The sequence below is a fragment of the Paenibacillus dakarensis genome, from assembly GCF_001373415.1.
In the GTDB taxonomy this organism is placed as follows: Bacteria; Bacillota; Bacilli; order Paenibacillales; family Paenibacillaceae; genus Paenibacillus_AQ; species Paenibacillus_AQ dakarensis.
The window spans coordinates 134074-149589 of record NZ_CDSE01000007.1 but is presented as its reverse complement, the minus strand read 5'-3'; the positions used below and the strand labels follow the sequence as shown (position 1 = coordinate 149589).

Here is a 15516-nt window from a genome sequence, read left to right as displayed (position 1 = left end):
CCCCTCCAATATCATTTCATAATCGTCCATTAGCCCTTCAAAGAACCAACCGTCATCCCCTGCACAAAATATCGCTGGAAGAACGGAAACACAAACATCATAGGACCGGCAACAAGCACGACTAGCGCCATCCGGACGGATTCGTTCGGAAATTGGCTCAGATCAATGCCGAGCCCTTGAATATACTGGCTGTTGTTGCGCAGGAAATCGAGGGTGTTGATGATTCGCACAAGCAGCAGCTGCAGCGGAACCAGCTTGTCATCGTCGATGAACAGCAGTGCGTTGAACCATTCGTTCCAGTAGTTGAAGGCAATAAACAGACTCAGCGTTGCAAGTGCGGGTGTAGAGAGCGGGAGGATGATGCGGAAGAAGATCCGCCATTCGCTTGCCCCGTCCATTTTAGCCGACTCGATAATTTCATACGGGACCTTGCTCATGAACCCTTTCATAATAAGAATATAAAAAGGTGAGATCAGTCCGGGCAGGATGATCGCCCATAACGAATTTTTCATATGCAAATATTGTGTCATGAGGATATAGAAAGGTACCAGACCTCCCGAGAACATCATCGGGATAAACACAAAGACGGTGAGCGGAGACCGGAGCGAATAATCCCTTCTTGATATGGCATAACCGATAATACTGGTCATCAGAATGCTAAGCAGCGTCCCGACAACGGTAATAAAAAAAGTATTACTGTAAGCACGTATCAGAACGAGCGGCGTTTGGAACAAAAACTCGTAGGCAAGCGAGCTTATTTGCTTAGGGAAGAATGTGTAGCCGTACGTCGTAAGGGTGCTTTCATCTGTTAATGAGACGGAGATGATCAGGACGAAAGGAGCGATAATCAGAATAGACAGCACTATAAAAAATAAGTTCAAGAGACCGTCTAAGATTTTGTTTCGATGCATTGCGTAGTTTTCCATCGGCTGTTCTCCTACCATAAAGAGTTCTCTTCGCTAATTTTTCGAACGGTGTAATTGGCGCCAACAACGAGCAGCAGACCAACAAACGATTGGTAGAATCCGACAGCCGTGGCCATCGACATATCCCCGCTAACGCTGAGTGCGCGATAGACGAATGTATCGATAATATCCGTGGTATTGTACAATAACGGCGCATTATTCGAAACAAAATAGTGAAGTCCGAAATCTCCGCGGAACATGTTGCCGATCGCCATAATCATTAAGATAATAATAAGTGGCGACAGCATCGGTATCGTTATTTTCCGGGCCATCTGAAAACGGGTTGCACCATCCATGCGAGCGGCTTCATAGTAGGAAGGATCAATGGCTACAATACCTGCATAATAGACCAGCGCGGAGAAGCCTATCCCTTTCCAGAGATGAGCGATCGTTAGAATAATTGGCCAATAAACGGGCTCCAGGTACCAAGAAATGCGTTCCAGGCCTATCGTTTCGAAAAAACGGTTAAGAAAACCGTAATTATGGTTTAGAAAAATCTGCGCAAGAAACATCACGACAACCCAAGATACGAAGGTGGGCAAAAACATAATGGTTTGATAGTATTTGCTCCACTTTCGCGATATTTCGTTCAGCAGGATCGCGATGAGCAGTGCAGACAACGTTGTGATGACCCAAAACCATAAACTGTACATAATCGTGTTGCGTGTGACGATAAACGCTTTCTCGGAAATGAAGAAAAATTTAAAGTTGCTGAGCCCTACCCATTCGCTTCCCAAAATCCCTTTATCATACCGGTAATCCTTGAAGGCGATGATGACGCCGAACATTGTTAAATAACTGAATACGAATATGTAAATGATCGACGGAAGCGCGAGCAGGCTCAGCTCTCGGTCTCCCTTGGTAAATCGGAATCGGCGTTTCTTCATTTCAGTTCACCTCCCTTATCCATGTATGCCTTAATCGGCCTTGCTCCAAATCATGGCATAAGGGAGGTGCAAAAAAAATCTTAAAATGCTGACAAAATATTAAATCGGATATAAAAATCGCGATAAAATGGCTAAAAACTGAAAGTTACAAGAGGCTCAGCAAGTTATAAATAGCTTGAGCTGTTTCGCCCCGGCTCGTAAACAAGCTTGGTTGGAATGCCCCATCCGGATAACCCTTCATAATTCCAACTTTCATTACTTCCTCAATGGACAGACGGGCCCATTCCGATGCTTGGTTCAGATCTTTCGGACGGCTTGCAGCATCTCGTGCTTCTACAGGGCCTTCGGCATAATGGTAAGCGCGCATGAGCATCATAGCCATTTCCTGGCGGGAAATCCGATCATCCGGTGCAAAACGCTGCTCCGAACGTCCCGAAATGATTCCCGCTTCGTAAGCAGCCGCCACCACATCCGAATGCCAATCACTTGGCTTTACATCCTGGAACGGCGATTTCAATTGCGCCTTCGGGAGCTTAAGCGTCCTCGCGAGCATCGCTGCAAACTCCGCGCGTGTCGTCTCGCCGCCCGGATCAAAGCGATCTGTCGATTTGCCGCTTACGATATGTTTGGCGGCGAGCGTCTGAATCGCCTTTAGCGCCCAATGCCCGGCCGGAATATCTGTGAATGCAGCTTTATATTCCATAACGGCGTAGGAGCTGAAGCGTCTGAGCTCCGCTGAAATTGTACGGCTGGCCTCCACGAACTCGCCGCCTACGTATTCCCAGTTGCCCGAACCGGCATCGTGATATACCCCAAGCAAGTTCCCATTGCCGTTGAACGAATCAACCGAGAAAGAAACTTGAACGGGCTCCGGGAAGTTCGAAGCATATACAGTCTCCGTGCCGCCGCTTCTAATCAGCAGTTCAAATCGATAGGGAGCGCCCACGAGTCGGTATGAGGCGGCATTCCCACCCGCTTGCGGAAGAGAGACGGCATGATCATCGGATACCGGTACCGCTTTGATAATCAATTCAACACCTTCCTTCTGCGCGTCCGCTATCGTCCGCAGCATGGAAGGAGAGAAGGTAAGCTTTGCTTTGCCAGCTTGCACTGCAAGCGGCTTTGCCAGTTTGCCGATAATACCCGGTGTCAGCAGAACCCCGTTCTTATCCTTATCTAGCCCGATCGTTATCGGTTTGTCCTGACTTCCTCCCGTCAAATCGCCGTCTTTAACAACGACCAGATCATCCTTCTGGTTCCCGCCTCCACCAGAGATAGGTCCGGTGCCCGGTGATCCCGGATTCGGAGTTGGAGTTGGAGTTGGAATCGGATTTGGATTTGGATTTGGATTTGGATTTGGATTTGGATTTGGATTTGGATTTGGATTTGGATTCGATTTGTCGATCGGCTTCAACTCGAAACCATTATTCGGACCTGTGTAATGATAAACGTTCAAATACCCTTTGGCCGCGATTGGATTATTCGGATCGGAATCCAGCACGTTCAACACAGGTTTTCCATCCGCTTTGAGAATAAATCGCGTGCCATTATCGACCTGTACCGCGCCAATTTCGATATCATACTCTTGACCGGGGCGAAATACGGAATTCGGAATGATTTGCATCATCGTTTGTCCCGGCTTCCAGTTCTGAAGTTCGATTTGATTCGCCTTAATAACGACGAGATAGCCTTTATTGGCTTTCACCCAAGTCGGATCTCCCGTCCGATCGGACCGAACAGCGAATCCGTACCAGCCTGTTCCGAAATCACTAAACTTCGCCTTGAAGCGGATCAGTTCGCTGCCGAACGTCTCGGCTTCGTATCCATATACGCCGTCTCCGAACATTCTAACGCTCTGCTCGCCGCCATATACAGCATCGGAGGCGGTCCAGCTGGCTTTGTCCTTCAGCTGCGCGCCTGCCAGGACTACAGGATACGACTGTTCGGTTACCGTAACGGTCGCAGATGCCGATATGGAGGAGTCGTCCCCGGAAGCTGCCGTAATAACCGCCGAGCCCGGTGCCATCGCTGTTACTGTACCGGTCTCCGTAACAGCAACTACTTTAGGATTGCTGGAGCTCCAGTCTAGCTTTTGGTTAGTTGCCTCGATGGGTGTAATCAGAGCCGTCAAGGTTTGGCGTTCGCCCGTTTGGAGCGTTAACTGCTCTTGTTCCAGCTTTATGCCCGTGATCGGTATTCTCACGACGGAGAAGGTAATGTCGTCAAATTCGAGATAGTCGAAGTTTTCTACGTAAAATCCGACCCTACCGGATGCGTTGTGCGTCTCATTCCGGCCCTGAATCACCAGTTTATCGTTAACAAAGACGCTGATCATCGCATCTTGTACAATCATCCGGATCGTATAAACGGTGTCAGGCTGCAGTTCATCGCTTTCGCTCACCGCAGCTTCTTCTAGCGCCTGCCACTGCGAGTTATAAATAATCCATGATGAGCCTTCTTCCGACTGTTTATACCGAACGTATCCGCCTCCTTTATCACCGTTGCGATCATACATGAGCAGGGTTGCCCCTTCCGGTATGGTCTCTGGTGTCTTCAAGCGGTATTCCAGCTCATAATCGGCGAATTGTCTTGGATGCTGCGAATTCGCTTTATTCACGATGCGATACCAGTGGTTCCCTTCTTCATCCTCCACAATACTGTGGTTGGAATCGATCATCCATCCGTTGCCTCCCGATTCAAAATCGGTAAAATGCATAATGCCCTCGCCTTCGGTTACAGTTACGAGCATTTCGTCCGAAAGGTCCGCATTGTGGTTGGATACGGCCCTTATCGTTGTCACTCCGGCAGTTAATGCGGTCACTTGGCCCTTCGCATCAATTGTTGCTACAGCCGTATCGCTGCTGCTGTATATGACACCGTTGTTCGTCGCATTCCAAGGTACTACTTCGGCTGCGACCGATACCATTTTGCCAATCGACATCGTCATGTCGTCGGGCAAATAGACACCCGAAGCTTCGATGGAGTCTGGCGCATGGGACAAGCCTACTTTGCCTTGTGTACCGATGTCTTCGAACGGGATGGGATTGAATCCTTTAATGTGTTCGAATACGGCCGCATCGGCGGTAAGACTGAAGTCTTCATTCGCAAGGCTGACAAAACCCGGGTCCTCACTTGCGATCCAGTTGTCCTTATAATTAAGCAGGTTGTTAACGTCCCTGGCGCCGTGCTCGTTCGTTTGGTCAGAGCGGGTTAGCCCAGGATTGTAAATGACGTTGTTTTCGAACGTGTTGGTAGTCGGGAAGTAACGGTCCTCTTCGAAAAACGTCAGAAGCTCGGGATACTTCTCGGCATAAGGCGTGCCTACGAAGTCGTTGTACTTCTTGAAGAGTTCCCGCCAAGCCGGCATATAGTCGCGATCCACGCGGTTGCCGGGCTCTTTGCTCATGAACATTTCATAGTTGTCGAATGGGACAAATGTGTCTACGAAAATATTGTTGCTCGCATGGATGTAGGAGCCTGAGCCGCTTTTGATTGCGCTGTTGCCCATCTTGTAGAAAATATTCTCCTCGATCGTCATACCCATCGTCATGTTATCCGGGTAGATGCCCTCCACGCCGTGTTTGTCTTCTCCGGTGTGGTGGAAGTAGTTGCGCCGTACGATCGTTCCTCTTTCGTGGGGCACCATACCTGCATTCATATAGATGGCGCCTAAATCCTGAAAATCTTTACATATATCATAGATGTTGTTGTATTCGATCAGGTGGTCGTTACCATATACGATGATGCCGGGGTGAGGCGCGTCGTGAATTTCGTTGCCTATGGCCTGATTGCCAACGCCGGAAAACAACACCCCAGGATTATAAGCCTTGTGGTAATAGGCAAAATCGTGGATATGCGAGTTTTCCACCTTATTGTTTCCGTGTTCGAGCGTCTCCTTGTCTCCGCCGTTCAGCGTAACGCCCGTTCCGCCGATATGTTGAAGATGAGAGGAGATGACAGCGTGATTCTGCCCGTTGAGTTCGTCTTCAACTCCATCGTAATTGTAACGTCCGGGTGCATTGATGAGTACGCCTCCGTTCGTGAAGTTCCGGATTTCGGCATGCTCGATGACGATATCGCTGCCGCCGAGAATAATCGCAGCCATGTCGCGACCGTATTCCATCACGATATCCTCGAAGCGGATATGGGAGGCGCCTACCGTGCGAATCATCGGCTCCTTGAGCATCGTTACCGTTGCTTCGCCTTGCCCGCTGAGGAACGCGGCATTCGGAATCATGTACATCATCCCGCTTGCGCGGTCGATATAATATTCGCCTGGGGCATCAAGCTCCTCAAGCAGGTTCTGGGCAAAATGGAAGTCCGGATACCAGTTTTTAAAAATACCCGACATTTCTCCATATTGCAGTGTAATTGTTTTTTTCTCCGTATCGATCGCGGCTACCTTGTTGTAGGACCACTCCCAGCTATAGCCGAAAATGCCGTCCAGCCATATATCGTCAGCCTCCGTCCAAAATCTTGGGCGATCGTACTTATAGCTGAATGTTCCTCCACGCTGATGCAGGTCCGGATCATTTACCGTCGGCCCCGGCTCCACAATATCATTCATTTGCACGGTGCCGACATTGGGCCAGCGGGCCAGCGTCATGCCCTGCCCGCCGATATACAGCTCCATAGGAGGGGTCAAGCTGAGGTCGTTCGCCTTCCAATAACCGTGGCGGCTCATTTGACCATAGTCTTCGATGCCGAGTGCCTTAAGATCGATCCCCACCACCTTACCCCGCGCCGAGACATCAATTATTCGATTCAGCACGTTCGAATCGGTAACCGGAACGAAGCTGTTGCTATCTAGCTGCTTGCCGCCCGTCAGCCTGACGGTGTCGCCCGGATAGGCACGATAGACGATTGGCGAATCCTCCGTACCTGAATCCTCTTCAGACAATTCGAATGATTTCATCCGTTCGTAGCTGCCTTCCTTCAAGTAAACCGTCACGCCTCCATCAGGAAGTCCGCCATCCGCTTTGAACTGACGGATCGCATCTCTGGCGCTTTCAAGCGTCTGAAGCGGTTCGTCTGCCGAGCCATTGTTGGAATCGCTTCCATTTGGTGATACATAAATAACCTCCCCTGCTTCCGGTGCTGGTTCTGCCAGCTCCGATCCCTGTTCCGCCAGCGCGCTTGTGTACGGCATACCCATGGCGAGCATGCACACAATCAGCCAAGCGGATAAAAACTTCTTCTTTGCCACCGCATTCACCCTTTCGCTACTACGTAATGGTCCTGCGGTTTTATTGTGACAAAGGAGCACATGGGCCGGAATCCTAAAATCAATGAAATATCCGGACTTTCGTTTTGTTTTTTGATAATCATCCCAATAACATGTTATTGGAGGCCCTAAATTATTTGCCAAGCGTCACGTTCAGGCGATGTTCTTTGGGCGTTACCCCGTATTTCTTCTTAAATAAGGTAATGAAATAACTCGAATTGTTGAATCCCAGGTAATCGGCGATTTCCTTAATGTTATAGGCGCTGCCAACGAGCAATTCGCAAGCTTTCTCAAGCCTGTATTCATTTAAGTAGTCGCCGACCGATTTCTGCTCGTATTGTTTGAAGATTCTACCGACATAGGCTGGGGACATTTTTAGGAAGGCTGCGATCGATTGCAGGCTCAAGTTGAGGTCCGAGTAGTTGTTTTCAATAAACTCCTTAATCGTATCAACGATCATTTTGTTTCTGTCTTCTTTCATTGGAGACTGGTCTTCTGTATAGATTTGCCGCAGGAAATGTTCGATGATCTCTCTCATGTCCGCTAACGTTTCAGCCTTGAGCACTTTTTGATTAATATTTTGCAGCTCGACCGAATTGGCATACGAGGTGAAAGGCGGTTCACGCAGCACCTGCTTAATTAATAGAATGACCTGAATGACCGCATAGGTCATGTAATCGTAATGAATAGAGGCGATTAGCTCGAAGATCCGTGCCAGAGCGGCTTGTACGGCGTCCTCATCCCTGGTTTTAATGCCCTCCAGGAGTCTTTTCTCCAGCTCTGCCGGGATCATAAAGTCATGGCGGCTGTTATTCTCTTTGACCATTTCCGGTGTGATGACCGCTCCTAAGCCATAAGCCAGTCGGTACATGGATTGCTGCACCGTTCGTTCGTAGGTTGCTGTCAACTCCCTACAATGGGTTACTGTATGACTAATAGCCGCAGAGAAGCTCCGTTTGCGGTAAAATTTCCTATACGTCTGCTGGGCATCCTTCAGAAGGCGGGACAAGGCAGCAAGATCGACCCCGTCAGCCTGTACACCAACGATGACGACGATATATTCGTTATTCATATCGACAACCCGATTAGAGAATGACAGGCCGACTGTTTCTTCTATAATGTTGCATGCAGCGAACCGGTATAATTTCTCTTGCGAAGCATGTTCTTTGGATGTGCCGTCCAGCGGTGCCTGATCGAGCAGAATGACGACCAATTGCCAGGACTGCTCCTTTCCATCTGCGAACAGCTCGGGACTAGCCTCGGCGCAGTAATCCAGTTCCTCCAAAGTCATCGAACGGCTGTCGGTTACCCAGCGACGGAGGTAGTAGTCGCCGATGATCTGATGGTTCCGACGCTCCTCCTGATTCACCTGCTGGAGCTTATCCAGCGTCAGTCTGTATACATCAGACATGAAACTCACCTCATCCTTATTTGGCGGATGGGAATGAGGGGAATGCATGCCGTTTCGTTTGAACAAGTCGAACAGATTGCCAATCGGCTGATATAATCGATTTGTAATGACAAGAGATAGAATAAAGCTTGCCATCAGGAAGATAAAAGTGAATAGCAGCGTAATATCAAGCAGTGTATCTGCCCGGCCCATCACTTTCTCGTAGGGAAGAATGTTCATAACCTTCCACTGGCTCACCCCAACGCCGGTTTCCGAGATCACATATTTGTCCCCGTTGATCTTCCTGATCGAGAAGACCTCGGACGGTATTTCTGCCGACAGGTTTGAGCTGGCCAAATAATGCTGTACAGATTCCGACGGCGGCGAGGACATCCCCTCCGTTTGCAGAATCTCCCCATGCTGGTCCACGAGCACCGTGCCGTCGCTGCTGCCCGACATATTGTTCAGATTCATAATATTTTCAAAAATCCATTGCGGTCTTATATTTACGATAACCGTATTGGGCAGCTCGCCGTTCGAAGGATGATTCTTGGTAATGAGGAACGAGAAGAGGTCGACATTGGGCTGTCTTTCATCCAGTTTAATAGGAATTAATTGTGCGAAGGAGTCCGTCCCCCTCGATTCCAGCTGCTTCATCAGTCTATCCTGAAGCGCTTTCAAATGTGTGCGCGTCCAAGTTCCTGATCCTGCGGTGTAAAATGTATCAGTTACGCCGCTGAACACAAAGATGGAATCCACGAAGGTGGTAGAATCGGCAAGCGTATCCAGCTTGCGGTGGGTCTGAAATTTCATAAATGGGTCGGGATTAGCGGCATTCATCAAATAGATGACATTGGGATCCAGGCTCGCCATGATGCCAATGTTCTCCACGATATCATTAATATAATTAATATTTTGTTTGATTTGCGAGAGTACCTTCTGATTGGCTTCTTTCTGCGTTTGCAAGATCATCTGCTGGGAATACACGTAAAAAGAAATGGCTGTTACAAGTAACAATCCCGCCATAGATAAGTTGAAATAGAAAAAGATCCGCAGCAAATATTTTCGGCTTGTTAGGTGCTGTAAGATATTCATGGCTCGACAACTCCGCTTCGCAAATTAATAAGCTGTACGATCATCGCGCTTGCCGACCAGTGCATCGGAGAAACGCGAATGTTTCCCGAGTAGTATTTCTTTAGTCAGAGAGTAACGTTCTCCTGCAAGAGAGGTCAAGGCAAGCGCCGGATATTATAATAAAATACGATATTTAAAACTTTTTGGAATCATTCGGTATCGGTAAAACGCAAGATTATTACCTCTCCCCCATTCTTACGGACGGACAATCATCACAGAAATTGGGGGTTCATGTTCTCGAACACGGAGCTCATTCGTCTGTATTGAATCCGGACTGTATGCTTGTACATCAGCTTATGTTTCAGCTCTGCAAAGTATGATGCGTTCATTATTAGCGAGGATCCATATGTTGTCAACATTATCCATTCACAAAAAGAAGTTCCTTTTATGAAATCTTTAACCTCCGAACCGATAAACCTCTCTCCGAAGATCACCCCATAATCTTCTACGTATCTCCTTTAACTATTCCATAATTTGTGTTTTATTAAATATAGGTTCGTATTCACTTTTACTATATTACCTAACTGAAGGAGATCTTTAGATGAAGCAGCCATTGAAAATTATCTTAGATAAATGGAAAAGGACCGGGATTGTCACAATTGGTGGTCTACTTATCGGAGCCGGATTTGCCGATTGCCTGATTGCCATGAACCAGCCCGATTTAGATCAAATCGCCAGAGGATTGACGGTGTTGAGCGCAGGACTAACCATTTTAGTCATCATGGATAACTCCAAGACACAAATGGAGACCGATAAAATCCAGAAAGAAACGCAGCTCCAATTGAAAAAAATAGAGGATAAGCTGGACGCCATTCAACAATCTCAGCAAATAACGAATGCACAATTTCTTGAAATCAAAGAGCTGATGCACCAATCGAATTCGTAAATATTTGCATCATTAAAATAAGAAAAACCCGCTCAATGAGCGGGTTTATGTATGAAGGCGCGGAGTCTGACCATAGACCAACGGATATATCACTTACTGCTCAAAGATGAGCTCAGTACGGCCTTCGATCTGCTCCGTTACTGTAAATTTTTTCGAGGCGAGATCCGCCTTCAGCGCTGCTGCCGTATCGCCATTCGTCCATGTGATCACAAGTCTACCCTCTCCATGCTGATTGACCGAGAACTCCCCGTCAAAAGCAGCAGAGCGGTTTCTAAACCGCAAAAGATCAAACAGATCACGGACAACCGGACGCTGAACCTCTTGTTCAATCTCATCCAGGCTATAATAATGACGGTTAATATTGCGGCCTTCCTTCGTGCGTTCCAGCAGCTCAATATCATTTTGTCCCGCCAAAAGACCGACATAATAAATCTGCGGAATGCCAGGTGCAAAGCACTGCAGAGCACGAGCCAGCAAGTATGCCTCATTGTCATTGCCAAGGGCACTGTAGTAAGTACAATTGATCTGATAAATATCGAGATTGTTATAGGCTTCCGAGCTGTAAATCTTCTTTACATTCGCCCCTTGGCTGTACAGCGATTCACGCGTCATCTCAATCTCTTCATCGGTCAGCAGGTCCTTCACATCCACAACGCCAATCCCATCATGGGTATCCAGTGTTGTATATTGCTTCCGAGGACAGATTTCCATCCAATGAACCAGGCGCTCAGCCTTTCCGCTGAATAGAGCATGCAGCACAAGCATTGGCAGGGCAAAATCATAGACGTAGTAGTCTTTGGCGGCAATCTTCTGCTGAATCGTATAATGCTCATGAATTTCAGGCAGTACCGTTGCTCCGTGCCTCTTCACGATATCCTCGCAGTACTGCAGCATATCCCAGATTTCCGGCTCTACAAAAAAGTCATTCGTACCAAGCTTCTTATTCGCGTAAGCAAACGCATCGAGACGGATAATGGTTGCCCCTTTATTCGCCAAGAAGGTCAGCTGCTCCTCAATAAAGCGGCGCGTCGTTTCTGTCGTTACATCCAGATCGATTTGCTGCTCATCAAACGTACACCATACCTTTTCAGATGAACCGTCTGCGAACGTTACCTCCACATACGGAGCACGCGGCTTGCGTTTATAGATCAGATCGATATCAGCCTGCGTTGGTTCGCCTCCTGGCCAAAAGTCCTTGTAGCGGATAAACATATCCTTGTACATGGACTCATCCTTCTTGGCTAGAAAGTCCTGAAAATAAGGGGACTGCTGCGAGATATGATTGATCATGAAATCCATCATGAAATCGTATTTTTCACTGATCCGCTCAATATCTTCCCATGTACCAAACGCTTCTTCAACCTTGGTGTAATCCATTGGCGCAAATCCGCGGTCTCCGGAGGAAGGATAAAAAGGCAGCAAATGAACGCCGCCGACAACTCCGTCCAGGTGCTTGTCCAGCACATGGGCTAGATCTTTCAAGTTGGTGCCCATACTATCCGCATAAGTGATGAGCATTGCTTTATTTTTTATGGTCATCTCGATAAGTCTCCTTTAGTCATTGGACAAGATTACACTTGCATAAGGCTTCAGATTCAATTCATGCTGCGCATTCAGGCCGATCTCAGCGTAGTTGGACAGAACCACGTTATGAAATTCACGATCAACCGGATAACTCCGGTCCTGATTCGAGAAGTTGATGACAATAAGGAGCTTTCGGTCACCAAGCACACGTTGATATACAAAAAGCTCTTCTCGATCAGTCTCTGCCGGTAAAAATGCCCCGTAAACGATCGTCTCGGAATATTTACCCTCTCTGCGCAAGGCTATCAGCTGTTTGTAATAATGAAGCACAGATGCTTCATGCTGCTGGGAAGCGACGTTAATTTGGTCATAGTTCCTGTTGACCTTCATCCATGTCTTATCCGAAGTAGAAAAACCGGCATTCTTGGATGTATCCCACTGCATTGGCGTTCTTGAATTGTCCCGGCTGCGGCGATTCGTCGCTGCAAATGCTTCATCTTCACTTAGTCCCGCGAGCAGAGCGCGTTGATATTGGTCATGGGTAGCGATATCATCATAATCGTCCATACTGTCCATCTGAGTATTCGTCATGCCGATTTCTTGTCCTTGATAGATAAACGGTGTTCCTTGCATCATCATGAACAATGTAGCCAGCATCTTTTTGCTGTAATCATGAATGTCCTGCTCAGGCACGTATTTATTGATGGACCGCGGCTGATCGTGATTCTCGAGATATAATGCGCCCCAGCCCTTCTCTTGAGATACTAATTGGTGCCGGTACATATGCTTTTTCAGGTCGCTGAGTGTCCAGTTGCTGAACTTGAACCACTCGCCTGTGATGGGAACATCAATATCGGTATAGCTAAAATCAAATACCATAGAGAAGAATCCGTCGTTGCCAATATATTCGGACAATCTCTCATCCGGCACATTTGCCTCGGCTACGGTCATGCTGTTGTGAGGTTTAAAGGTTCTATCATTGAGCTCCTTCAACCACACCTCAATGCCTGGCTGATTCAATATCCAGTGACCGATAAAGGCAAGTCCGTCTTCACCATCCGGCTCAAATTGCTTGGTTTCAATGCGCTTCTTGATATTGAGAATCGCATCGATTCGAAAGCCTCCAATTCCCTTATCGAGCCAATAGTTAACCATATCATATAGTGCTTCACGCACCTCATCATTTTCCCAATTCAGGTCAGGCTGCTTCTTGGTAAAGGCATGAAGATAGTACATATTATCCTCATTCTCAACCTTTTCCCACGCGGAATTTCCAAAATACGATCGCCAATTGTTTGGCGGCTGACCATCCACACCTTCCCGGAAAATGTAATAGTCGCGGTATTTGCTGTTCGGATCCTTCAGTGCCTGCTGGAACCATTCATGCTCATCTGAGGTATGATTAATAACCAGATCCATAATGATCTTGATGCCCAGGGCATCTGCTTGCACAATTAACTCATCTAAATCCTCATTACTTCCGAACATCGGATCTACCGAATAGTAATCGGATATATCATAACCGCCATCATCCATTGGTGATTTATACACAGGACATATCCATACGACAGTTACCCCCAACTGCTGCAGGTAAGGCAAACGCTGAATGATGCCTCGTATATCACCCATTCCATCGCCGTCTGCATCCTGAAAGCTCTTCGGATATATTTGATAGACGACAGCTTCTTTCCACCATTCTCTATTCATGCTGCGTATTCTCCTTACATTTTGAAAAAGCAGTTACGATGATATGTGAGTACACTGCTCAAAATCGTGTTTATTTGACCGCACCTTCGACCACACCTGCAATAATTCTTTTCTGCATAATAAAGTAGAAAAACAAAATTGGAAGCAATACGAGCACAAGTGCCGCCATAGCTACGCTGTAATTCGAAGTATATTTCCCGAAGAAGTAGAATGTTGATAACGGCAATGTACGAACATTGTCATCCACAAGTACTAATGACGGGAGCAGGAAGTCGTTCCAGATCCACAATACATCCAGGATCGCAATCGTTGCTGTAATTGGCTTTAAGATCGGCAGCACGACTTTAAAGAACACTCTATTTTTGCCTGCGCCATCGATAATTGCCGCTTCTTCCAAGTCAACTGGCACATTCTTAATGAACCCGTGGTACATAAATGTGGCCATACTTATACCGAATCCCAGGTAAAAATAAATGAGCATCCCTTGGCTGTTCAGCAGATTGAGATTACCGTAAATAGTTACGAACGGAATCATGACAGATTGAAACGGAATAATCATGGAAGCGACGATGAGCATAAAAATGATCTTATTCATTTTCCAATCCCAACGAACCAGGAAATAACCCAGCATCGATGCAAAGATCAGGATGACCAGCACGGACAGCACTGTAATGAACAGGGAATTCATCACCGTTCTTCCGTAATTCATCGTCTGAAATGCATTAATATAGTTACTGAAATCCAATGACTTAGGGAGAGACAGCGGATTCGCTACAACTTCAAGCCTAGTCTTAAAAGAGTTGATCAGTATTAATAGAAAAGGAAAGATATATAAAATAAACAGAAGTATAGAAACGCCGCCAGCCAATATTTTGCTTGCCTTCTTACCCGAACGGGAGTTCATTATGCTTCCACCTCTTTCCTCTTCATAATTACGACTTGAGTTACAGCGATTGCGGCAACCACAAGGAAGAGAATAATTGCTTTGGCTTGTCCTGTACCGTAATTTTGATACAGAAATGCCTCATTATAGACGTGCATAGAGATCATTTCTGTTGAACGATACGGTCCGCCCTTGGTTAATGAAAGGTTCGTATCATAGACCATAAAGCTGCGCTGCAGGGTCAGGAAGATACTGATCGTGAATGAAGGAATCATCATTGGAATTCTGATTCTTGTCAGCGTACGCCAGTAGCTCGCGCCATCCAATGAAGCAGCTTCTATCAATGACTTTGGAATGCCTGTCAAACCTGCGATATAGAGAAGCATCATATATCCCGAATTTTGCCACACGCCTACAATGATTAACGCCCATAACGCTGTGCTTGGATCAGAAAGCCATGAGCCGCTGAAGATCCCGATTTCCATCGATGTCCCCACGTAGACAAGAATGCGGCTAAACACAAACTGCCAGATAAAGCCGAGGATAACCCCACCGATCAGATTGGGGGTGAAGAAGCCCATTCGGAAGAAATTCTGACCTTTCATTCCGCTGGTTACTAATAAAGCCAGAAGGAAAGCTACGACATTCGTAATAATCAATGACCAGAATGTATATTGAAAAGTCAGGCTCATAGACTCCCAAAATTTCTGATCCTTAAAAGCAGCCATGTAATTCTGCAATCCTACAAACTCTGTAGAAATATCCGTACCTGTAGAGTTTGTTATGGTCATGAAGATCCCGAGTAAAAAAGGAACGATGACCACACTCAAGAAGACAAACAGTGGTACTGCACCGAATAAGGCGAATACCTTAAATTTATTTATGAACCCTTTCTCGGAATACATAATTCCCCTCC

9 protein-coding genes are annotated in these 15516 nt (G+C 47.0%); 1 reads left to right on the top strand and 8 read right to left on the bottom strand.

Annotated elements, in window-relative coordinates:
- Positions 1 to 29: 29 nt before the first annotated feature.
- The 4 genes from BN1234_RS01180 to BN1234_RS01165 form a co-directional block, all read right to left on the bottom strand.
- The gene (locus BN1234_RS01180) at positions 30 to 926 is read right to left on the bottom strand and encodes a carbohydrate ABC transporter permease (protein WP_082423060.1); all 897 of its coding nucleotides are present in this window, start codon (positions 924 to 926) and stop codon (positions 30 to 32) included.
- An 11-nt stretch (positions 927 to 937) separates the two neighbouring features.
- The gene (locus BN1234_RS01175) at positions 938 to 1852 is read right to left on the bottom strand and encodes an ABC transporter permease subunit (RefSeq protein WP_054954832.1); all 915 of its coding nucleotides are present in this window, start codon (positions 1850 to 1852) and stop codon (positions 938 to 940) included.
- 145 nt (positions 1853 to 1997) lie between these two features.
- Positions 1998 to 7058, bottom strand: a complete 5061-nt coding sequence (locus BN1234_RS01170) for an S-layer homology domain-containing protein (protein ID WP_054954831.1) — start codon at positions 7056 to 7058, stop codon at positions 1998 to 2000.
- A 151-nt stretch (positions 7059 to 7209) separates the two neighbouring features.
- Positions 7210 to 9561, bottom strand: coding sequence for an AraC family transcriptional regulator (locus BN1234_RS01165; protein WP_054954830.1), 2352 nt, complete (start codon positions 9559 to 9561; stop codon positions 7210 to 7212).
- 580 nt (positions 9562 to 10141) lie between these two features.
- Here BN1234_RS01165 and BN1234_RS01155 point away from each other — a divergent pair.
- Positions 10142 to 10486, top strand: coding sequence for a hypothetical protein (locus tag BN1234_RS01155; RefSeq protein WP_054954828.1), 345 nt, complete (start codon positions 10142 to 10144; stop codon positions 10484 to 10486).
- 93 nt (positions 10487 to 10579) lie between these two features.
- On the opposite strand, the gene gtfA is transcribed toward BN1234_RS01155, so the two are convergent.
- From gtfA to BN1234_RS01135, 4 genes are all read right to left on the bottom strand, one after another.
- Complete coding sequence (gene gtfA / locus BN1234_RS01150) at positions 10580 to 12025, bottom strand: sucrose phosphorylase (RefSeq protein WP_054954827.1); 1446 nt, start codon at positions 12023 to 12025, stop codon at positions 10580 to 10582.
- Positions 12026 to 12040: 15 nt separating this feature from the next.
- The gene (locus BN1234_RS01145) at positions 12041 to 13717 is read right to left on the bottom strand and encodes a glycoside hydrolase family 13 protein (protein WP_054954826.1); all 1677 of its coding nucleotides are present in this window, start codon (positions 13715 to 13717) and stop codon (positions 12041 to 12043) included.
- Between the two features lie 70 nt (positions 13718 to 13787).
- Positions 13788 to 14621 (bottom strand): carbohydrate ABC transporter permease, encoded by an 834-nt coding sequence (locus BN1234_RS01140; RefSeq protein WP_054954825.1) that lies wholly within the window; start codon positions 14619 to 14621, stop codon positions 13788 to 13790.
- On the bottom strand, positions 14621 to 15505 hold the full coding sequence (locus BN1234_RS01135) for a carbohydrate ABC transporter permease (protein WP_054954824.1): 885 nt from the start codon (positions 15503 to 15505) through the stop codon (positions 14621 to 14623). The genes BN1234_RS01140 and BN1234_RS01135 overlap by 1 nt, the downstream gene beginning before the upstream one ends.
- Positions 15506 to 15516 lie beyond the last annotated feature (11 nt).